This window comes from uncultured Roseobacter sp., from assembly GCF_947491795.1.
Classification (GTDB): domain Bacteria; phylum Pseudomonadota; class Alphaproteobacteria; order Rhodobacterales; family Rhodobacteraceae; genus Roseobacter.
Genome location: NZ_CANLKW010000001.1, coordinates 108,094 through 130,349, shown reverse-complemented (window position 1 = coordinate 130,349; position 22,256 = coordinate 108,094). Strand labels below are relative to the sequence as shown.

The following is a 22,256-nucleotide window of genomic DNA, read 5'->3' as shown; positions in this document are numbered from 1 at the left end:
ATATTGTGCTTCCGGGAGGAGTGTTTGGTTTAGGTCACATCTGCCATTCCTGCAGCCCGGTCAAAAAAGAGACAGGCACGCCCGGTAAGGGCGTGCGCTGGCAGTTTAGACGAAAGTGAAACTATCAGAAGTCAGAGAAGAGCCCGTGATGCCAGTCAGGACAATTTGATCTCCACCATAGTCAACCACAGCGTCTCCCTGGTTTTCAGTAATGGTGAGTTCAGCGAAGCCAAGACCCGTGCCTTCGAAATGTATTAAGTCCACGCCGGTTACAAAGTCCGTGATCGTGTCGTTGCCGTCACCGGTCATGAACACGAAGGTGTCAGCGTCAGCGCCACCAGTCAGGATGTCATTACCCTGCCCACCGGTCAGGATATTAGAGACATCTGTACCGAGAAGCGTGTCATTGCCAATGCTGGCAATGACATTTTCAATGCTGGCGACAGTTTCAGTGTTCCCACTTTCGAGATTCACTACTTCGTTCGCGAGATCGAAAGTTGCGCTGAATTGGTAGAACCGGAAATCAAGTGTATCAAAGCCGGTACCACCATCGAAGAAATCCGCTCCGAAGTTAGCGATCAACAAGTCGTCGCCGGCCCCACCATACTGCATGTCATTGCCGCCAAGACCATTGAGAATGTCGTTGCCGTCACCACCATGGAGTATGTCATTCCCGGCGCCACCGGTGAATTCATTGTTGGCGGCATCTCCATAAACCGTAGAGTTTCCTGAACCTGTCAGTATGTTTTCAAAGCCGGTGAAGTACTCAACGAAACCATGCGCGAATGTAATGGTTCCCAAAGAAAGATCGTAAGTGACTCCTGTCCCTGTATAAGTGAAATCCAACGTATCTGTGCCGGAGCCGCCATCAAAGTAGTCGTCGCCAGCGGTTCCGAGAATGTAGTCGTTTCCGGCCCCGCCATAACTGTCGTCGTTGCCTTCGCCACCGTCCAGATAATCGTCTCCGGCGTCCCCGTTTAATACGTCATTGCCTGTCCATGCGATGATCTCATCATCACCTTCGCCACCGTGATGAATGTCATCTCCTGTACCACCGCGTAATTCATCGTTGCCAGCGCCACCCAAAATAACGTCGTTTCCGCTGCTGCCGAAGACATAGTCGTCGCCATCATTTCCGGACATCGTGTCGTTGGTGTCAAAACCGATAAGGCGATCTGAGGTATTGCTGCCTATGAGAGCCTTGGCCTTAATCGTATTCAGGTTCAGCGAAACTCCGTCTGCAAACATGATTTGCTCGACCGCGTTCTTCTCATGATCCAAGAAGTGGTACTGCCAGGTGATCGTTTCGCCTGAAGAGGTTTTCATTACGAGGTTATTGTCGTCGCCGCCTGCATTCGAAAACCAGACCTGATCCGAGTTGAGGTCCGCAAAGTTAAAGGTATCTGTGGATGACGCGAAGTAGTCGTCACGGTCGTAGATCCGATAGCTGCCGTCACCTGCCGTATGCACATAGTTCTCGGCCAGGTCCGTGCCGACTGCATAGGCCGCCGCCACTTTCATATCCTGAACACTTTTGTCCCGGATTTGCTGCTGATTCAGTGTTGTGCCGTCTGCGAAAACAATCTGCTCAGCCGCATTCTTCTGGTGATCGAGGAAATGCCACTCCCATGTGATGACTTCGCCGGCATCCGTGGTCATTACCAGCTTTTCTTTGTCATTTCTGTTGTGCGCAAATGTGACCTGATCAATGTTGAGATCAGCGAACGTGAACGTGTCCGTTGCCGTAGCGAAGTAGTCGTCACGGTCGTAGACCCGATAGCTGCCATCGCCCGTTGTGTGCACATAGTTCTCGGCCAGATCCGTGCCGACTGCATAGGCTGTCCCCACTTTCATATCCTGAACACTTTTGTCCCGGATTTGCTGCTGATTCAGTGTTGTGCCGTCTGCGAAAACAATCTGCTCAGCCGCATTCTTCTGGTGATCGAGGAAATGCCACTCCCATGTGATGACTTCGCCGGCATCCGTGGTCATTACCAGCTTTTCTTTGTCATTTCTGTTGTGCGCAAATGTGACCTGATCAATGTTGAGATCAGCGAACGTGAACGTGTCCGTTGCCGTAGCGAAGTAGTCGTCACGGTCGTAGATCCGATAGCTGCCGTCACCTGCCGTATGCACATAGTTCTCGGCCAGATCCGTGCCGACTGCATAGGCTGTCGCCACTTTCATATCCTGAACACTTTTGTCCCGGATTTGCTGCTGATTCAGTGTTGTTCCGTCCGCGAAAATGATCTGCTCAACCGCGTTCTTCTGGTGATCGAGGAAGTGGTATTCCCAGGTAATCGCATCACCGGCATCCGTGGTCATTATCAGGTTTCGCATGTCATCCCGAACGTGAGAGAAGCTCACCTGATCCGCGTTGAGATCAGCGAAACGAAACACATCCACTGCGGATTGATTGCTGTTGGCCCTGTCAAAGATCGTGTCACTACCGTCGCCAGATCTGTAGACATAGGTGTCGCTGTCTTCGCCCCCGTTCAGTGCGTCGTTTCCAAGCCCGCCTTCAAGCGTATCAGCGCCATCGCCCCCGTTCAGAGTGTCGTCGCCCCCAGCTCCCGCAAGAGAATTGGCACCAGAATTACCGCTCAGATTGTCTGCAAACGCGCTGCCGATGAGGTTTTCGACGCCGGTCAGTGTGTCTCCGAGCGCATCTCCCAACGTGCCCGATCCGGTCGCAAGGCTCACGGTTATGGCGCTGGTCGCACCTTCATAGCTTGCCGTGTCAGAACCGGAGCCACCGTCTATGGTGTCTGCACCTGAACCACCGTTCAGTATGTCATCACCATTTCCGCCATTCAGCTCGTCATTACCGGCGCCACCGTTCAGAACATCATCCCCGGCAGCCCCCGACAGTAAGTTGTCATTCTCGTCACCATTAAGAACGAGATCTGTTTCCAGAAGCAGGTCAGTTGCAATTTTGTCTCTGATGCCTGTCTCGTCCAACGTTGATCCATCAAACAACACCGTTTCAATGTTCGAAAGAGGGCTGCCAACGGCATGCAGTAACTGGTTTTCAAGTCTTATCGTTCCAACCGGCGTTTCAATCAGCACGTCGTCACCGACCTCGCGGAAGATAACCTGCTCAGCTACAAACTGGCTAAGGTCCAGTGTATCCGATCCTGCGTTCATCTCGCTGATCACATCGTCGCCGGACAGGTAAGAAATGAGATCATTGCCGTCCCCGGCAAAAATCGTATCGTTCCCGCCAGTTCCCACGATCTGATCGTCATAGGCCGTGCCGTCCACAACGTCATCTCCGGCAGTGGTCTGATCACGCAGAGATCGCTGCCTGATCGCCGCTTCATCCAGCGACGCGTTGCTGAAAAAGACCGTCTCAATGTTTGAATTTACCGAACCCAACGGGTCAGCCACCTGATCGACCAGTGTGATTTCTCCGGCAGGCGTGGCAATAATCACGTCGCTCCCGGAGACCCGAAAACTGACATCATCATCCTGAAACTGCGTCAGATCAAGAATGTCGTTTCCGGTGTTACCACTGGAGAGGCTGTCATTCCCTGCTGTGTAGATGATGCTGTCATTCCCGGCACCGGCATCAACCGTGTCGTTACCAGAGCCAGAACTGATCAGGTTGTCACCGTCTCCTGCTGATAGAACGTCCGACCCGTCTGTTCCGAAAACATCGTCGGTTGCAGCCGATTGCCAGGCGGCCAGATCAGTATTTACAAAAGTGGCAAAACTGCCAGAACCGAAGGCAATCTGGACGTCTGCACCCTGCTGAGATGCGGAAACCGGAGTCGGAAGGTTGTTGATGTCGAGAGGTGTGCCGTCGAGTGAAACTGATGTGGTTTCAAAATCAAAGTTGCTTATGGTTGTCGCGCCGGAAGCTGAAGAAAGATCCAGGTTACCTTGAGATGGTGCTGAAATCTGACTTCTTTGTTCGTAGTAACTTGCAAGTTCGCTGCTTTCGAAGCCGGCATATTGTTCAAAAGTTCCGTTAAACTCTTCCTCGGTGTCGTCAAAAACAGTACCGGTTATCGTGCCCACCGGCAAACTGCCTGAAACGACGGTCTGGTCACCAGAGGTAAACTGGAACGTGTCAAGGTTGCGGTCGCTCACGAGCCCGCCGCCGTTTATCCCGAAGTCTCCCATCTTAAAGACAATGGTCGCGTCTGCAGTGTTTTCTTGGAAATATCCACCTTGGCTGAAGTGCACATTCAGATCAGGATTCAGAATTACAAACCCTTCCCAGATGATACTCGCCTGGGTTCCGTCAAAACCAAACTGGAATGCCGCCGGGCGCACCATAATGGCAAAGGATTTGCTGAGCAGAGCATCGACATCTGGTGAGTTGTCGCCGCCAGAATTCAGTCGATAGGACCCGTCCATTCCGAACATCACATCATCACCGGAAATCTGAATACCTTCCAAGGTCAGCGTGTCTTCTGCGTCGCCAGACAGGGCATCTCCGGACAGAGCTGAAATCGTGTCAGCTCCTGTTCCCCCGGAGAGCGTTGACCCACCGCCTCCGCTTGTGATTACGTCGTTGCCGGAACCACCGTCTATTACAGCGCCCAAACCACCGAAAAAGGTGTCGGCACCGTTTCCACCCCGCAGAACTGAACCGTCGCCGCCTATGAAGGTGTCGTCACCACCGCCTCCGTTAATCGTGACCGGGTTACTTCCCAAATTGAAGATATCTGTGTCTTCGCTGCCAGTGATACTGCCGTGGTTATTCAGCTTAACCGTACTTCCTGCCGCGGAGACCGTTGACTGGACCCCGTCGTAAGTGAAGCCACCATCCAATGCCGTAAAGTCAATAATCTCAGCGTTGTTCAGAACTTCGAAATTAAATGCAAGATCTACCGCACCAATCTCAGCGCTTCCGAGTGCGAATGCCAGTTCCCCATCAACAAGTCCTGCGCGAACCTCATTGAACTCAACAATCTCAAGAGTGTCCTCACCCTTTCCACCATCATAGACATCCGTCAGGAATCCGGTTTCGGGGGGCTCGCTGTCGTAATCGTAACTCTGACTGTCGGGACCAAGGTCTCTCAGAGTGTAAACAACATCATCGTCATCACCGCCGAACAGCAGATCGAACCCTGCCTCATCGTACAATTCGTCGTCGCCGTTTCCGCCGCGAAGTATGTCGTCTCCAGCTGCACCGCGCAGTATGTCATTTCCACCAGCAGCGTCGATTTTGTCTATGCCATTGCCACCCAAGATATCGTCGTCCGCGTCGCGCCCCACAAAGAATGCATCGCTTCCAAAATGATCGGAAGTTGACGTATCTTTGTTCGAAACTTGAGCATCCGTAGCAACGACAATAATTGTACTATCTCGATCCATTTCCTCGTAAAATACGGAACTAGTAATTCGCCCTATCGATTCAACATAAAGGCCTCGACCGTGTGCCGAAACGTCAGTAAAATCAAACAAACTACCAGGCCAATTTGAAGCGGCATATTCATCATCGTAATAAATGATGTTGTCAGTAGTTGACGAAAAAATATCTGGAGAAAAGGGTGAATTTCTTGGGATTGCTTTGAATACCCAGTCGTTTTCAAAACCAATATTTAGAATATCAGGATTGGTCGAGACCTTCGGCGTTGCGATAGTCAGATAAGTTGCATTATCAAACGCCCCATCATTCTGGGTTGCGGATAAGTTTCTCAAGATGTTCGCAGCAGCTGCGCCCAAACTATGCCCAACCACATTCACTTTACTTATGCCATTTACTTCATTCGCCATATACTCTGCCACGGAATCCAAAAACGAAGTGAAAGCGTTGATGTAGTTGTTGCTCAGAATATCGGGATACTGTGAATAGTCAGCTATACTGTCTGTACCACGGAATGAAATTGTGATTTCAGTGCCCTTCTTGTAGACTCGAGCGGCAGGCGCACCAGCCCAATTCGAGCTTCCCTGAAAGGTATCCCCCGCATATGTTCCAGTATTGGAACCCTCAACGAACCCTAACGCGCTACCCGTAAGGGTTGTCCAACCAGGAGGCGGCAACTCGTTTCCATATGAAGCTCTAGCCAACGCTGAGAGTTCAACAATTTTTTCGGAAGGCAAATTATTTAGGTTGAAGGCAGCCATGTCTCAAATACTCCTGTTTAATTCACAACTACGAAACTGCAGGTTTTGTGACGAGGTTGATCTCGCAGTACTACCGCACAAAATGAAATTGCTGAAAAACCCGATGCGTTTTCAATAGTCGTCGCTGCTCCAAGCTCCATCAGAGATTTCGCCTTTGCGAGATCATCCAGATCAATCGCGTAATGCAATGGAGTGCGACCTTCTTCGTCCTGATGGTTTACGTCGGCACCATATAGCACCGCCTGTTTAACAGCATCCGTATTTTCACGATTTACAGTAGCAGCATGCACAACGTTTTGATTGTTTCCATATCTATACCTAGAAATTTCAGATCGAGAATAGTCTTTTAGGAACTGGCTCAATTCTAAACTCGATTTCGTTGCAAATGCCTCTGCTAAATGAAGGCCATCGGCACGACAAGAACTAGTAGCAAGGGCCATAAGTATCAGAGTTAACCGCAGCGTCATTCAAAACATCTCCTTGTTAAATTGTCGGAAGGAAGGATTGCCTTGGGTCAATTTTGGCAAAAAACCTTACCAAACCACGAAGCCAGCCAGAGCCGCAAGAATAGCGATCATGGCGCAAAGGCCTTAACCAGACATCGTCGTGGACACCAAGTTCAATTAACGTCATGTACGCCAATAAGGTGATTGTACTCGCCTGTGTTGGAGCGAATTGGCCCCAAATGTTTGCCGATTTCTACCGGAGGTTATAACTATCCAAGCCAACGTCAACACGAAAAAGTCTTTCGGAAGGCAAACTTGCACATTTTAATAAACCTTTAGGCATACTCTCTGGTTAGACACTATTCGACCAAGGGAACAGCCGTTTGTGCAAATTTGGTTAACGTTCCTCTCGCGCTTGTTGCTTCTTTGTCAAAGAAAGTTCGCTGGTAGAGGCAAAGTTTTCGACGCGGCGTTCAATCAGGGCAGATGCTGGCGCTTTTGAGACCGCTACCTCAAATATGGCACATGGTACCACTTGTTGCTGCGGTGCCGTCCTGAATACCAAATACGGATACCCGACACAGAACTCAACGCCTTTCTATATCTTGGAGGTTTCAACGGGTTTAATGCCCGAACCAAGCGTTTTGCATGTAGTTACATTGCAGCCGGAAGTTGTGCGATCCACGCCAATATGATTTCTTGCAGCGTCGGAGAGCACCGATCCGAAATACGCTTTTACAGCTTTCCCGACGTTGCGGCTGACATTTTGTACATATTAAAAACCGACGACGACGCGAATCGGCTCAACTCAACTCATTCAGTGCGCTGAAAACCCTGCCTCTGCAGTCTATGGCAGCCACCCAACCCCGTGCGGAGATAGCCGTTTCCCTTATGTTTTTTATCGTCTTAGGCGTATTCAGCGCTTTGATGTGAGCACCAATGCCTGGCCGACTGGCGGTCACTTCGTCACTGACGACATAACCAACTCCTTTTTCCTGCAGGCGCAATGCCGTCATATGACCCTCGGTATGCTTAGGTGATAAAAGCTGTGGAATGCCAGCTAAGAGCGCCATTGTGGAAAGACCAAGCCCAGCCTGATGAGTCACCATTTGATAATTCTGAATGATCTCTGTTGGCGTTTGTGGACTATCCAGAACCGTTACTCCTTCCGCCCCCGATGTTCTGTCCGCATCGCAAAAAAGGTCGACTTTACAACCCAGGCTCAAAAGGTTTCGAAGAACCGCCTGGTCAAGCGGCGTCAAATTGTGAAAATAGCCATAGATATTTAACCCATCCGTCGAAGTACCGGTCCCTTTAGGAAGCGCTTCCATAGGCCCAACATATTCCGACACATCTCGGTTCGCTGCTGGATCAAGAAAGGGCAGACAGGCAACAAGATTTTGATCGCCACGAAGACACTGACCAGCGTTTTCGATATCCCCAGAACCCATATTCCGAAGAGCGTCGTTCACTTGACTGACTATTCGTTCTACGACCTGTTTCGGGTCTCGTTTTTTGGGCTGCAATTCGAATGGAAGCAGGCCATTGGATGTGGGCAACGTGTACCCACTGCCGACCATAACAAAAGGCAATCGTCCCAAAGAGGATATCCGAGCGTAAGGTGAAAAATCACCTACAACGACAGAAGGATTTTCCTCTCTGAACAGTGTGTGCCAACCAGACACCACCGATGTGATTGTTTCGCTATCAACCAAACCCACACGGGCCAGATTGCCCGCAAGGCCACCCACGTTCAGCATATCCGGTGATTTAACAAGACGTGGAAAATCGGGTCCCCGCAACACACTGTCAAAACTCCAGCCTGACACAAGATGGTCAGGTAAATCCCTTGAGCAATACACCAGCACTGTTCGAAAACCCATTTCCCGAGCAATCGACGCCATCGCGTTCAGGCGAGAAAAATGGCCGAGGCCACCACCAAGTTCAGTCACAAAAAAAGCTGTTTTTGTCATTGTGTTTTAGTAGACGGATCGGTGCTGTCGGGCAACGCGGAGTTGATCTTTATGCCCATACGGTTTTGTGTTCGCCGCGAAAGTCCCTGCAACAACTTCCACGCATAAGAGCGCGCGGGCATCCCCGGCTGGGGTGCCCGCGCGCGATTTTTCTGACGCTGCGGAGTATCATGCGCCCGGCATAACGGGCGCATGATCTGTTGATGTCATTCTGCGGCCATGCGAGTTTTGGTTTCTTCGACGTCATTGCGTTTATAGCTTTGCATCGGAAACTGCATATAGCGCGGTGACCAGTCTTTGACCTTTGCCTGGCGGGTGCCATCAAGGCAGGCCTGAATGACAGATTTCTGCACCCTGGCGGTCGAAGTGATGTGGGCGGCGGCAACCTCTTCACCTGCCACTTCAGCGACCATGGCATTGAGGGCGGTTTTGTCACGCATCAGATCAAAGAAGGTTGGGTCAGGTGACCAGACGGAGGTCATATCGGTCTCCATTTCCGCGCCAAGGGTTTCAACCATCACGGACTGCGCGGGCAAGGTTTCTGCCACGACAAATGTCAGGATGCGCATTACGTCCTCGTCTGACAGGTCGCGCAGGGTTTTCATCAGACCCTCAAGATCGCGACGTGCCCCGTAATCGTGTTTGCGCGGCACAAGCGTCTGATCTGCGGCCAGTGAGAGGCCAAGCAGCGCCGCAATCTCCGCCCGTTGCTCGGCGAAACTGACTTGCGCGGGGTTTTGTGACAGGCTTTCGGCAATGCCTTCCCTTGCCGCCTTTTGCGGATCGGCATGGCACTGCCAGAGGGCTGAGCCTGCGATGATCTGGGCAGTGGCAAGACGCAGGGCAATGCCCTGATGCGCGGTCAGACTCTGGCGCACAGCGGCGTGTTTGTGCAGCCCGAGATAGGTCTGCATCGCCTGTGTCACCTCGGGTTTGGCGATTTTGGGCACATCTCCGCTCTTGCTGTCACGCGCGTTGATCTCCTTGCGTGACAGGTGCCCTTCGTGGAACGTTACTTCGCCGCATTGCGCGATCTCCACATAGACCTTGCCGCCATCCTCTTTGGCAGCATCGACATAGTCCCATGAGGGGAAGTATTCGCCTACCTCCAGCACAATGACATCCGACCAGCCATCGGCAAGGCAGGCCTCTTTCGCCGCCGCAATCGCTGTGTTCTGCATCGCCCAGAAAGCCTCACTGTCTCCAAAGTAGCTGTCCTCGCCAAAGAGGTCAGAGACAATCGCGCCTTTGTAGTCTGCCAGATCAAACAGGGCGTTGGTCGTGGCGATGCCTGCTCCGCCAAACAGCCATGCTTTCAGGCGGTGTCCTTCGGGCGCATGGTCGTCTTTGCTCTTGAGAAGTTTCAACCATGCGCGTTGCTGTTTTTTGGTTGCCATCGTCAGAATGCGCAGGGTTTCAGGGTGTATTTTGTCCTCACGATAGGCAGTCAGGATGGGGCTGAGAATATTGGCGATAGCCAGCCGCTGGGTCACCAGCCGTTCGGTGACACCGAACTGGCTGGCAATTTCGGCAGGCATCTGCCCCTGTCTGACCAGTGCAGCAAAGGCTCTGTACTGGTCGATCTCATCCATCGGCAGACGGGCAACATTCTCCGCAAGAGAGGCTTCAATGGCTTTTGCATCATCTCCCTGTGCCATCACCAGACAGGGCACGTCTTCGGCGTTGTCCTGCTCTTCCGCCAGAGCGCAGAGCGCGTGATAACGGCGCTGCCCTGCGACGATTTCAAAGCCTTCGTCTTTCGAGCGCACCAGAAGCGGTTGCAAAAGCCCGTGGGCACGCAAGCTGGGCAAAAGGTCAGCAATGTTCTTGCCGCCGCGTTTGCGCACATTCAGGGATGCGGGGGTCAGATCGGACAGTTTGATATGTTGTAATTCCATGGGAGGTCTCCTGTGGTTGAAAGTGGTTCAGTGCAAAAGCGCACTCCTAAACCGCCGCCATGACAGCGATTTGGGGGCGCGCTCCTGCTCAGGAGGCGCGGTACACCATGCGGTCACCCGCGATGGTGATTTCGGAATATTCAACGCTCAGATCACGGGCGAAGGCGTCATAGTCGAAATACGGGCGTATGTTGTCTGGGATATCTCCGAGAATGCCCTCATCGACCATCTGCTCGGCCAAGGCGCGCAGGCTGTCCACGTGGTAGATATCAATGTCATAATCGCTTGGATCGCGCTCGGGATCGAAGGCATAGCCGCATTCCCCGACAGAAATGATGACATGGGTTTTTTGCCAGTCTTCCCAAGCTGCACAACATTCGAAATAGCGGGGAAAGTTGGCTTGGTTGAGACCGATTGCCGCCGCGAGGGCGCAATCCAATTCATCGCCGTCGATGAACTGAATCTCAAACTCTTCGACGCGCTGACCGTGATCATTGCGCAGGGCGTTGGCTCTCGCGTCAAAGCTGTCTGTGCTGTCAAAGTAAAAGCCTGTGGCTGAGAGATCATAAGGTTGGGCAAATAATTTTGGCATGTCGGTGTCGCTTTCTGTTTCGGGTTCTCCGCCCCGTCTTCAAAACGGCGCGCCTGAACCTCTGCCCAGCGGCGAGCGTCCTGAAAAACCAACGATAAGAGCCGCGCCAAGGGCGCGTCCGTCTCAGGACGGCTCGATCAACATGCGGGGATGGGGCAAAAATTTTTGTGGGGGACCGTTTAGATGTTTCCAAAACCGCCAGCGTTTTGGGACAAACATCTTACGGGTAAAAATTGTTGCGCCACAGTCGGAGACGTCGCCGTATTTGATGTAAGCTGAAAGTCAGGTTCCAAGCGTGCGCCCCGCACGCGCTGCCAAAAGAAACAGCGGCAGCGCCGCTGCACCTGATCTTCGCGCCAGGGACCGTCGCCGCATGGCCGAAACCGCGCTCTGTCGCGGGTTCGGTTCACAAGGGCCCGACCCGACAGGGGGCGTCCTCGAAGTCTACCTCAAAAAGAATAACTTAAACAGTATCCGTCCGGTTTGCCCGCTCTGACGCTTCAGAGAATCCGCTGATAGTGTCCACCATTGATAGTGGACATCTTGGGGCACTCCGTGGCGGGCAAGAAGGGCCAGAAGAAGCGGTTCTGGTCGGATAATGAGAAGCGTTCGATTTGCAATCAGGCGCGGGCTCCCGGTGTTTCGGTTGCGCAGGTTGCCCGCCGGTATTCGATGAATGCCAATCTGATCCACAAATGGCTGCGTGATCCACGGTTTGCGTCCTCTGAGACGGAGCCCGAGGATGACATTGAGGTTCCGGAATTTTTCGAAGTTTCTGTGACTGCGCCTAATTTCCCTGCTGCGCCCACCACCTGCACGGCAATTCCCAATTGCGAACTTTCTGCCACGCGGGTGGACATTACACTTTCGGACGGGCGTCGCATTCTGATTGAAGGCTCCACGTCACTGATGGCGGTTGTTACACCCTGATCGAAACGGCTAAGATGCACGACGTTGATCCCGAAGCCTGGCTCACCTGGGTTCTGGAGCGTCTGCCAGACCATAAGATCAACCGCATTGATGAACTGATGCTTTGGATCTGGCATGCCAAAGCTAGCGACAGGCAAAAGATATGAGCCGAAACCTGGCAATCGGATATTGGCTTCTGTTTGGCGCATCTATCGTCTTGCATCTCTGGATCGGCGGAGTTGTCGTCGAGACTAAAAATGAAGCAGGTCAAAACTACCTTCTGCTTCGTGAAGATCGAACGAACTGGATACCAGTTACACCTGCAACATACTGGGCGCACTTCGTTGCAAAATACACGATGCTTGCTGCCTGCTTATCAGCCGCCGTTTGGGCGGCATGGCGGTGGCTGTGGCACGACGACTTCAAAAACTGAACCGAAACACAGGTTCGCCGGACGCTTACCTTAAACAAATACTTACAGACACAAAGCCATGAACAACCAGAGCATAATCCGCGTTCCTCGCAAAAGAATTGTCGTCAATTGCCTGCGGTTCGGGTCCGATGTCGGATGGGCTGATGCAGCCCGTAGATCGCTTCCTACATCCCAGTCATCGGCAAAGCGGGTCGCACCAGAAGCACATGGCAGGGGCTGACTTTTAATGGAACGCTGAGGACAGTCAGTACAACGGTCCAAGGGGCGAAGCGCTCTAGCACCTCCGTCAAAATCAATTTGGCCTAAGCCGTGATCCAACCGACTAAGGCGTGACCATGTACCAAGCCCACATTCCACCCCAGCAAATTGCGCCAGAAACGCATTGTTTTTCAGTGGGGTGGGCGGGATCCGACCTTCGCCGCAAGGGCAAACTCCGGTCACATAAGCAGGTCAGAGCAGACGTTTAAAAGGACAGACTTAGGTGCCCCAAGGAAGTGTGGTTGAGCAAAGCAGCTCCGACCCGTGAGCGATCAGGTGAAATACTAGCCGTTTGTTGCGATGCGGCACATTGGGGTTGGTACTAAATCAGAAACAAATGCGTCATGACCCTCTGAGTTGCCTTGCGTCGCAGTCACCGCCGACCCAACCTCAAACAACATAGTACCAGCACAACTGACTCCCCGAGAGCTCCCCTTAGAGAGTGATGTCAGCAAATGATCATCCGGCAGACCTTGGGGTTTATTGAAGCATCTATTTGACAGCTGTGTGCAAGCAACGGCACAGCCAAAATTTACTACGGAGGCAACCACATGTGGCCGCGGATTGTCATGCACTCCAAAACCGTTGGAGAAAACTACTCTCTTGGGTTTGGATGCATTCAATAGAGTGCTGACGAAAGCATCCTCTGCTGTGGCCGGCCCGGCAAAACCGCCATGATGAGGATAAACGAGGACATCGGCGGATAAGGCGCTAGGATTATGAAGGATTGGCTCTAAGCCAGTCGCATCAACGTCTCCAGCCAGCAATACGGTGGCACCATTTGGTCCTTCCACCCTGATTACTGACGACAAAGAATTTGATGTTATGCGCCGGTTCTTTTCGTCTCGTCCTCCAACACCAGCAACGGCCAGACTTGCAACAGGGCCCACGACCTTCAAATTGACGTCTCCGACGGAGATGTTACCCGGCGTAGAAACCGACAGACTGTTCACAATCTCGGTCTTATCCTCACGTTCGGCAACGCGCAGAGCAGCGAGCAAGTCACCCCAAATCTTGGTACGTTTTGGGCTGTCAGGATTTATGTAAATCCGTTCGACACAGATATTTGGATCCGTCAGTACAGCCAAGATTCCGGCAATGTGATCGCGATCGGAATGAGAGACGATCAGCGCCTTTAGTCTTGTTATCTGAAGCTCGTCTAGGCTGTCCTTCAGAGAGGATCCAAGCGGTGAATCGACCACAGCACATTCTCCAGAGCTGCGGACAATAGAGCTATTTCCGTGTCCAACATCTAGGATATATACCGATGCGGCCTCAGTCGTTGATGTCAATGCGTTCTTCCAGTTCTGAAATGAACAATTCGTCTTCGTCCGGAGCTTCAATATTCACATTGCCAAGAAACCTATCGCCCTGAGCGATCGAGCCCCAGAAGTACTTCGCGAAGCACTCCTTAGGTACAGTGATTGCATGTCCGGGACGCCATGAGGGTATAACCACATCGCAAACAAAGTCGGACTTTCCGAACGGTCTTTTCTCTTCAACCCTAACAATTACCCGATGTGGTTTACGGGTTGGGACCGGGTTTCCATCAAACTCGGACCGACACAGATTCAAGTACTTTTGAAGATGCGCTTGATCAAACTCATCTCGACCGACGACTACGGGTATTCTCTCGCGGTGTTTGAGTATGTCGACCCGTGCAGGTGATTTGAACATCGTCAAAAGCATTGATGGCACCCTATCTTGAAATAAACGAGCCACCAGCTCTGCTCCTGTGAATGATGCAAGCTGATGAGGTTGCAGCTTATGATCACAAATCACAAAATCACTCTGGAGTTGGTGTATGTCAGCTACTAGCCGATCCATGTTGGAAGCGTACTTTCCTTCAATAACCCTTGTTTCAAAGCCAAAGTCCGCCAGGTCTTCGACCAATGCGTTGCGATCCTCTGCATCGTCGTCAACTACGGTCACGGTTGTTAATGCAGAAAGATCGAGCATTACGTGTCTAGCTCCCTAAGAGGTGGCAGCGTCGCTATGAATTTCGCGCCACCGAAATCGGTACGTTCGATAGCAGCCACCGTACCACCTAGATCCTTGATACTATCTCTGACGATGGTCAGACCAAAACCAGTGCCGTTTGGATCTGTCGTAGTGCCAGGAAGCCAAATATCCGGCAAATCTATTCCTTGGATACCGCCGGCATTGTCTTGAAAAACAACTTCAATGCTCTCGCCAGAGTAACTTGTAGAAATTGATATGCGTCGCTGATCCACGTCTTCAATGCCGCGATTGAAAGCGCTGATAGAGTTTAGAGTTAGATTGAGAAGCACTCCTTCCACTAGTGATGCGCTTCCGCGAATGTCAGAGTAGCTCGCTTTCGTCTCTACGATCGGCTTGATCTTGTAGTCTTCTAACACTGGAAGCAACAGCCTTGCAAAACCGTCAATGGTATCATTTACCGAAACTCGCTCTGTACGGCGTTTTCTTTTTGACAGGAGGGACATCGGTATTTTCACAAAACTCTGTACCCGATGCGTCGCTGTTCCGATTCTGTTAACTCTTTTTTCGGCGTCCTTGTGCTTTTCTGCAGGAATAAGTCGCATCAAAGCCTTCAATGTACGATCGATCAGATTTAGAGGGCGTCCGATTTCATGCGCAACAACCGTTGCAGTCATGCCCGCCGTAGCCAGAGATCGGTACAACTGCAGGTCCTCTCTTATCGCTTTAGCTTCTGCGCCGCGCTCTTTCAGTACAAGATCAATCGCCTTCTCGACCTTACCGCGATCAACAACACTTACAGATTCAGCTAGGACTTTGTTCAGCTTGGTGTCAGCTTTTTCTGTTTTTAATTCAAGTTCGGCTTGCTCGGCCTGCTTTCGTTCGTCGCGCTGTCGAACCAGATAAGTTGCGGCCCAATCCAGTGCATCGCTGCAACACCGCTTCATTTCGAGAAAAGCTTCATTTTCAATGTAGCCTACTCTGTCAGTCTTCTGTGTCATCCTCCGTTCGACATTGCTAAAGTGAACTCGCCCAATGGCGGTATTTGTTGAAGGTCTCTGCTCTGGGCTGCGTGCTCGCTTGAGGTTTAACTCCAGCCAGTCATCGCCCGGAGATCCATAGGGTGGCACCCGAATTCCGTCCTCATAGATATGCACCCCGCCGACATGGCTCAACCACTCACGAACCTCACCAAATGAAGCTGTTCGGTTCGAGAACGATCGCCGGTCGAGCACAAAGACCCAAAGATCAAACAAAAAAGGAAACGCAGAGTATCGGGTCTCGGACTGTTTCTCACTAAGAGTTGACCCCTTCCAGTCAAGCAAGCGGAAAAATACTGTACCATCTTCATTGTGTTGACACTGAATTCTGTACTCGGCCTCAGAAAAGTAAGCCTGAGAGACCTTTTGCTCGAGATCTTTGAACTCGTCAGTGGCCAACGACGCTTTGAAACCTGGGTCTCGCAATCCGTTTTGAGCGTCTGCACTCGACGTTTCCTCACCGATTGAACGAAATGGGTCTGACAGTAGCAACAAGTTACGTGCGAGTTTAGTCACCACTCCTCTTGCAAGCTTTTTAGGTATTCTTGAAATTCTGATTTCCGTACCGGCGCTACCGGTCGATCTGACTTCTTGGATATCAAGGTCGACTTCCTCCACGACATCAGCGGAGCTGAATTCATCCCAATCCATGAGAAGTTTGAATCGCTTGCTTGCTTGATCTCCAGTTTCAGTTGTCAGTTCCACTCTTCGTCCCAGGCGCAATGCAGCAAGGCGACCCAGCCCTTTGTCTCCCACTGGCACGCGGCGAAACTTTGTCGTAACCTCAGTTTCGGACTTAGATGACTTGCCGATTACCAACCACCCTTCGCGGATGTTCTCTTTTGTCATGCCGTGACCGTTATCAGTGACAATAACTTCACTATGCATGTCCGATTCAGACAGAATAGAGACGACACATTCGGTCGCGTCAGCGTCGTAGGCGTTCTTAACCAGCTCAATGATACCTTGATCGACGTCAGGAACTAGCTCTTCACCTAGTCTTTGAAGTATATCAGGGGAGAAACGAAGATGATCAGTCATTGTGGCTCCAAGGGATGTTCTCAACAACCGCTTTGGTTAGGTGTCGGCATCTCATTTGAGCATTCAAATAATTCTGAGTTCTATCGTTTCTCAATACCCTACACGCAGCATGACAATTCGATAGCCCGTTTTCTCGATCTTTTGGCAGTAGTACTACCAAATGATTTTCGACAGCTACTGGTCCGTCAGAAAAAATTGTTGTGGGCTTTGACCTCCGCTTGTCAGAAGGCCCTGAGGTTCTTCTAAGTACTATGAAAGGCGCGTCAAAAACGGTTCCTGTAAACCGTATGGAGCTTTGAGGTTCAAAGCTTTCCGCTGCTAATGGGACCGATTTTGCACAAATGTACTTTCTCCATGCACCTTTATTCTTGGCTCTGTGCGGAACGACTGTACCGATACGAACTTCAAATTTGTCAGAGATGACGCGTTGTTCATGGTTTCTAGTTGCCGGTGCCCAGACTCCACTAAACTCATCGCGAGACAGCAGAGTTGAAAAAACATCAACGTCTGCATGCTGATCAAACCTACCGTGAGATGTGTAGTTTCCACCGAACCCCAGCGAAGCAATGTGCTCTCTAAACTTGGTGTACCTTGACCCACACCTTAAAACCTCAGGTAGAATTGCCATAACTGAAGTCGAAGAACTTACGTGCTCCAACAGTTTGCTTAGAAACACAGCGGCCATACTCACTTGCCCAGATGACCAACTCAATCGTTCTTTGGTTCGTGCTTGCTGGAACGGTGGGTTAATGAATATGGCTGGGTATTCAGCTAGCGTTTCAACGTTATCGAAGAAGTCTCCAACCTTGATGTTGGGGAATTCTCCCAAGATCCTAAGCTTGTTGTGCCTCAGACCATGCCGATACAAAGCGAGAGCCTTCAGTCGCAGTCTAGCGGTGAGCGCGAGGTCTGCACAAACGTCCATCCCGTGCAGAACTTCTCCCCAATCGGCTAAGGTGTCCTCAATTTTTGATCTGATGGGCAAGTGCCGGGCATAGGCGAGCAACAGGTCGCCCATGCCAACACACGGGTCGACTACCTTCGAAGTTATACCTGTTCTTGATATCAATTCCCGCGCAGTGCGTTCGGCCAACAAGGGTGCGGTGAAAAAGGTCCCGCGCGAGCGTCGAATATCGAGAGCTACTTCTTTTCTGAACTGTTCATATGGTGCACCGTTCAAAACATTTGAAAGGTCTACGCCGGTGGCAGTGGGAACGCCGAAGGTTGAAGACTGCCTGAGGGATATCTGGGCCTTCTCTCCGTTATTCTTATTTTTGTTTTCGATCAACAACTTGCGGCGCCCGATTGACTCACTTTAGCCCAGTTTCTAGCAGCGCAAGGGCTTCAACACCACATGTTTCAGGATTGTGCCGTCCGGCTCTCGAAAATTGGCAAATATGGAACCAAGAAGCCATTGCCAAATCACCTGCTAGAACCGGACGACCAAGACACCGTCGAAGAGCTTCATTGGAACTTCTAAATGCGTGTTGAGCAGCACTTTTGTTGTTGGCACAGGCTATGCCCTCAAAATACTGCGTATGCTTTCAATGTCCGCTTCAGGGAAGCCGCGCTGCCGCGTGCGACATCGTTGGCAATGACCGCAAAGGGCCGTTGGGCAGGTTCAGTTTCATTATTCATGCATCTGTGCAAAGGCACAGGTTATGTTAAGTTTAAACATGGACAGCATGATCAAATGGTTTCTTGTACTGCCGCCTGCAGCCCAAGTGACAATAATTTCAGCGGTGGTCAGCGCACTTATCGCTATACTAGTGGCATTTGTGAATCCCTTCGCTTCAGCTCGGTTGGAAAAGCTCAAGGCAGAACTGACTGCCGACGTCGAACACATTAAGGCCGACCTTGCGAAGGAAGCCGCAATTGATGACGCGCGGCGATCATATGAGTTTGAGGCGAAAAAACGCCTATATAGTGAAGTTGAACCACTGATATTTCAATTATTTGAGGCCGCTGAAGGGAGTTACTATCGCGTAGGCAGCTTGGTGCGCACTCATCGACAAGGTCACCTCGGTCCGGAAGGAGGAAGTTGGCTCGCTAGAGACGGTTACTACCTGCGATCAACAATTTACCGACTTTTTCTGCCAATCGCCATTTTTCGCTTACTACAGAGATCTGCTACGTTTGTTGATATCGAGTTGGATGAGAACATCCGGACACGGTACTTTCTGCTGAAAATTTCCTACTATGCATTGACAGATGACTTCGTTTTTGCGGCGCTCGAACCCAACCTTACTTACTCGCCAAACGTACCAGATTGGAAAGAAAAAGTTCAGCAGAATCCGGGCATGTATTGCCGGCAAGGATTGGTAATTGGGCATTTGGATCGGTTGATCGATGCTCTCATTGTTGATGAACGAGACGCTCAACGCCCAATGAACTACGGTGAGTTCGAGGCTTTGTATCGGGAGAATGAAGGCTTCCAAAAGGACCTCGCGGAGGCTGCGAACCTTTTTCACGGGTTTGACTTCGAAGGTCGTCCAGTTTTGGCGCGAGCTCTTTTGGCAATTGCGTATGCAATGCGGCTATTGCTGCTAACATATTCTCGAACTCCTTCTCCCGACGAGCTGGTAGCTGCTCTGGAAGCCTTCTGTCACTCCAACGAAGCGAAGAGTGATTTGGATTGGGGTTCATCAAGCTATGGTTTGGGCTACCGCTCAGTTGTGAACTACGTTGAAGAGCGCATTTCTTGGATTGCGTCGGAGGATTACGATATCAAGTAGCCTTTTTCGTTTGTCTTCTTTGAGCATGGGCTGCCGCGTCGGTGATCGCAATGAATGACCGCTTTGAGGAAGCTACACTACAGTTGCTGAATTCAGGGCAAGGTCCGGTTTGGGCCGTTCTTGAAGCAGCATCGCTAACGGACACGTCCCTATGCTGCGCTTGATCTGATTACCGTAACGATGCAGGTTTCTCGGACGGCCACGTGTTGGCCGTCGCAAAGGCGTTTAACGACGTTATTCCTTCGACTTCGACCCGCCTGTTGTCCGATGCGAATCTTGAGATTAATTGGCATTCGCACATCAGACAAAACCCAGTTTTGCTGAGTCAGCCTAGTGCGGTAGTGATTAGGCAGGCCAAATTCTGAAACGTCCGGATAAATTTCCGAAGAAACCAGACGAAGAAAAACGAGGAAACCCATAGAGTACGACGCAATATGTCGATAACCCCACGGACTATGCAACTATATATAGACGCAACTACTAGCAGATGTTACGCTCAAAAGAAAAACTAGGTGATTAAGCATGAGCAGCACCCAAGACGAGGAAACTCTTGATATCGAGGCCAGTTTTGATGAATCGGCGGCAAATGCGTTGCTGCAGGTCACACTGCGCAGAGGGCACAACTCTGCGAACGATGCGTTGAACGAAGCTATAATGCTTCAAGCGTCATTCATGGCTATGGCCAGAAAGGGTTACAGCTTCGTTATACGCGACCCACAGGGAGATGAACTGGAGTTCCCGTTTAACGATCTTGACGAGACGCTCTTTCCCCATTGATGGACTTGAGGACTGCTTCTGCAGTTTCCCATTCGACAGGTTCCGCAATTGTCAGGTGCTCTCCGATGGCAAGCTGTTCATAAGCCGAGTGCATGGGATGATCTCCGTCGATACGATCAACCATACTCCCGATTTCGTGATTGTCGAAAGCTCTGTCGTCATCGGTTATCGTTGAGTTCCAACGCTCAATATCTGGATCTGCGTCATCAACTCTCGTCAGCACGACCCTAGAGACCGCAGGTACGGAAGAGTTGTCTGAAATTCGGAGCATGATCGCTGGGTAGCCGCTGTTAGGGTTACCTCTAGCAAAATCCATTTTTATCACACGGAAACCAAAGTTAGTGCGTGCGTCTTTGTGGTTTAGTACCAACACCAAGATACCAGAAGTTACGGTGGTAAAGCCCCACGCCGCACCTTGCCGTGCAGAGGCCAGCCAAGAACGCTGATCTTCCGTGCCCACAAACAAGGGTTCTTCGTAGTAGTGTACCAGTCCATTTTGTGAAGTCTTCCGAATGAGACGGTAGTACCCAGCAAGGCGAAAACGATCTTCCTGAAGTCCTGGGAACTTCTTCTGGTGATCGACGATGTCTCGTGCGAAAGCATCCAACTCAGTTGTTGTTGTACGTTTCAACTTCTTCGCCTTGGCCTTTACAGGTTTTTTGAGCGCCTCCAGTCCGGCAAGTATTTCCCTAATTGCGCGGATATCCTTGTTACCATGTGTGGTTTGACCGATCACCCAGCTCATAAACGCGCGCAACCATTCTCGCGTGCCTTCCTGCCTAAGTTTTACGCCATCGCGCTGTGCGTTCCTGATCGTCTTTTCGTTCAGTGGCTTTTCTGGAAGAATTTCGAGTTGCTTAGATGCATTGAAGGCAAGCATTTTGTCCACGGTGACTTCTTGAGTCAACCCCAGTGCGTCAGCAATCGTGCTGACTGCGATTGTGCTGTCTTTTCCCTCAGTCACTCGTAACATAATCCTTCCTCTTCGGAAGGTTGGCCGAAAACCCGCGGTCTTTCAAGGAAATTTCGGAAAACTCCGTCTTTTCCGAAAAATCGCTGGAGTTTTCTAAAACAACGTGAGCGTCGTTAGCTCCCACATCATGATTTCCTAGCTACATGCGCAGTTGTGGGAGCAATCACCCAGGCGTGACCAGAAATCCTGTTAGTGGAGTTTTGACCGAGAGAGCAGAGTTAAGTTCTCCACATTTTATCCACAGATCATGCAAGAAATCTGATCGTTTAACTGACTGATTCAAAGCAATTTTCCAAAGTCAAGTTTCGGAAGTGTGGATGATTCGCGGTATGTTTAGGTCGGGTTCAACACTAAGGAAAGGAGACCCAATGGCAAAAACTACTGTGGAGAACCAGAACCTCCGAGATGCAACGGAAACGCTGTGGTCGTTTCTGCTGCCAAAGAAGCCTCTGTCCAATAACGAAGACGGTTCGTCGGAGGATTTCAAAGCGCAATTGAAAGAATCATTGAAGGAGAAGAACGATGCCAATTCAATCCCCATTTATCGGAGCTTGCCTGCTGGGACTTCCCCGCAAGCGAGAGGAGCCGAGAGAACTCGAAGTGTTAGCCCGCCAACTTGAAGACGTGGAGAAAGACAAGTTCCGCAAACCCAAAAACGACAACAAAAAGCGGAACCTGATCTGGTATGAGCGGTGCACAGAGACCTAAAAAATACGAAGTTTCGAATTAGAGCCGTGTCCTCAGTGATGCGGCTCTTTTTTTTGCATTCCTTAGCGCACAGGGCTCTCGTGAATCCATATTTGGCTGATGTCGGTACCTCTGGAACAAAATAGGACGACTCAATGGTCGAGAGTTTGTTGCTCATCATCACGATCACGGAGTGGACGACGAGAAAAATAACGAAGAGCCCCGGCGGGAAGGTGGAAAAAGACTTCTGGCGCTCCATGTGCAAGCAGTTTTCCAGCGAAGAGAAGATTCGGATCGTACTGGATGGAATGCGTGGCGAAGAAAGCAATGCAGAGCTGTGCAGTAGCGCGCGCATGTACAAACGAAGTCTTGCTACGTGTTTACAATGTCCGCGTTGCCCACAGACCACAACCAGATTGCATCACATTTTGTTTCGCAGTTGCAGCGATGGGCG

The 22,256-nt window shown here is 50.9% G+C and carries 15 protein-coding genes and 2 pseudogenes; 7 read left to right on the top strand and 10 right to left on the bottom strand.

Translation table 11 applies throughout. From position 1 onward, the window contains the following. Positions 1-105: 105 nt before the first annotated feature. From Q1A34_RS00665 to Q1A34_RS00645, 5 genes are all read right to left on the bottom strand, one after another. Positions 106-6,081 carry a calcium-binding protein gene (locus tag Q1A34_RS00665; RefSeq protein ID WP_300029334.1) on the bottom strand — a complete coding sequence of 1,992 codons (5,976 nt, stop codon included), beginning with the start codon at positions 6,079-6,081 and terminating at the stop codon, positions 106-108. Positions 6,082-6,098: 17 nt separating this feature from the next. After that, positions 6,099-6,548 (bottom strand): ankyrin repeat domain-containing protein, encoded by a 450-nt coding sequence (locus tag Q1A34_RS00660; RefSeq protein WP_300029332.1) that lies wholly within the window; start codon positions 6,546-6,548, stop codon positions 6,099-6,101. A gap of 782 nt (positions 6,549-7,330) precedes the next feature. Next, positions 7,331-8,500, bottom strand: a complete 1,170-nt coding sequence (locus Q1A34_RS00655; RefSeq protein WP_300029330.1) for a hypothetical protein — start codon at positions 8,498-8,500, stop codon at positions 7,331-7,333. A 206-nt stretch (positions 8,501-8,706) separates the two neighbouring features. After that, the gene (locus Q1A34_RS00650) at positions 8,707-10,398 is read right to left on the bottom strand and encodes a ParB/RepB/Spo0J family partition protein (protein WP_300029327.1); all 1,692 of its coding nucleotides are present in this window, start codon (positions 10,396-10,398) and stop codon (positions 8,707-8,709) included. 88 nt (positions 10,399-10,486) lie between these two features. Beyond that, positions 10,487-10,990: an antirestriction protein ArdA gene (locus tag Q1A34_RS00645; protein WP_300029324.1), complete on the bottom strand. Its 504-nt coding sequence runs from the start codon at positions 10,988-10,990 to the stop codon at positions 10,487-10,489. A gap of 555 nt (positions 10,991-11,545) precedes the next feature. Between Q1A34_RS00645 and Q1A34_RS00640 the strand changes: the two genes are divergently transcribed. From Q1A34_RS00640 to Q1A34_RS00630, 3 genes and pseudogenes are all read left to right on the top strand, one after another. Further along, positions 11,546-11,920 carry a transposase gene (locus Q1A34_RS00640; protein WP_300029321.1) on the top strand — a complete coding sequence of 125 codons (375 nt, stop codon included), beginning with the start codon at positions 11,546-11,548 and terminating at the stop codon, positions 11,918-11,920. Next, positions 11,911-12,066 (top strand): annotated as a pseudogene (locus tag Q1A34_RS00635) (transposase domain-containing protein); the annotation flags it as partial. The gene Q1A34_RS00640 and the pseudogene Q1A34_RS00635, both read left to right, overlap by 10 nt. Continuing rightward, positions 12,063-12,332: a hypothetical protein gene (locus Q1A34_RS00630; protein ID WP_300029318.1), complete on the top strand. Its 270-nt coding sequence runs from the start codon at positions 12,063-12,065 to the stop codon at positions 12,330-12,332. The pseudogene Q1A34_RS00635 and the gene Q1A34_RS00630, both read left to right, overlap by 4 nt. A gap of 542 nt (positions 12,333-12,874) precedes the next feature. Here the strand turns inward: Q1A34_RS00630 and Q1A34_RS00625 are convergent. Genes Q1A34_RS00625 through Q1A34_RS00610 form a run of 4 tightly spaced genes read right to left on the bottom strand, consistent with a single transcriptional unit; the run spans position 12,875 to position 17,921 of the window. Then, on the bottom strand, positions 12,875-13,882 hold the full coding sequence (locus Q1A34_RS00625; RefSeq protein WP_300029315.1) for an MBL fold metallo-hydrolase: 1,008 nt from the start codon (positions 13,880-13,882) through the stop codon (positions 12,875-12,877). Then, positions 13,866-14,549: a hypothetical protein gene (locus tag Q1A34_RS00620; RefSeq protein ID WP_300029313.1), complete on the bottom strand. Its 684-nt coding sequence runs from the start codon at positions 14,547-14,549 to the stop codon at positions 13,866-13,868. The genes Q1A34_RS00625 and Q1A34_RS00620 overlap by 17 nt, the downstream gene beginning before the upstream one ends. Then, a complete protein-coding gene (locus Q1A34_RS00615) occupies positions 14,549-16,630 on the bottom strand; it encodes a sensor histidine kinase (RefSeq protein ID WP_300029310.1) in 2,082 nt (693 codons plus the stop codon). Before Q1A34_RS00615 ends, Q1A34_RS00620 begins: the two co-directional genes overlap by 1 nt. Then, positions 16,623-17,921, bottom strand: coding sequence for a hypothetical protein (locus Q1A34_RS00610; protein ID WP_300029308.1), 1,299 nt, complete (start codon positions 17,919-17,921; stop codon positions 16,623-16,625). Before Q1A34_RS00610 ends, Q1A34_RS00615 begins: the two co-directional genes overlap by 8 nt. Positions 17,922-18,315: 394 nt before the next feature. Between Q1A34_RS00610 and Q1A34_RS00605 the strand changes: the two genes are divergently transcribed. Further along, a complete protein-coding gene (locus Q1A34_RS00605) occupies positions 18,316-19,365 on the top strand; it encodes a hypothetical protein (protein WP_300029305.1) in 1,050 nt (349 codons plus the stop codon). Positions 19,366-19,887: 522 nt separating this feature from the next. Continuing rightward, positions 19,888-20,142 (top strand): hypothetical protein, encoded by a 255-nt coding sequence (locus tag Q1A34_RS00600; RefSeq protein WP_300029303.1) that lies wholly within the window; start codon positions 19,888-19,890, stop codon positions 20,140-20,142. Here Q1A34_RS00600 and Q1A34_RS00595 read toward each other — a convergent pair. Further along, entirely contained in the window at positions 20,108-21,106 is a 999-nt protein-coding gene (locus Q1A34_RS00595; RefSeq protein WP_300029301.1) for a hypothetical protein, read from the bottom strand. The two genes, Q1A34_RS00600 and Q1A34_RS00595, sit on opposite strands and share 35 nt — an antisense overlap. Before the next feature lie 377 nt (positions 21,107-21,483). On the opposite strand from Q1A34_RS00595, the gene Q1A34_RS00590 reads away from it, so the two are divergent. Together Q1A34_RS00590 and Q1A34_RS00585 are read left to right on the top strand one after the other, a co-directional pair. Continuing rightward, on the top strand, positions 21,484-21,735 hold the full coding sequence (locus tag Q1A34_RS00590; protein ID WP_300029298.1) for a hypothetical protein: 252 nt from the start codon (positions 21,484-21,486) through the stop codon (positions 21,733-21,735). Positions 21,736-21,957: 222 nt separating this feature from the next. Beyond that, positions 21,958-22,143 (top strand): annotated as a pseudogene (locus Q1A34_RS00585) (hypothetical protein); the annotation flags it as partial. Between the last annotated feature and the right edge of the window lie 113 nt (positions 22,144-22,256).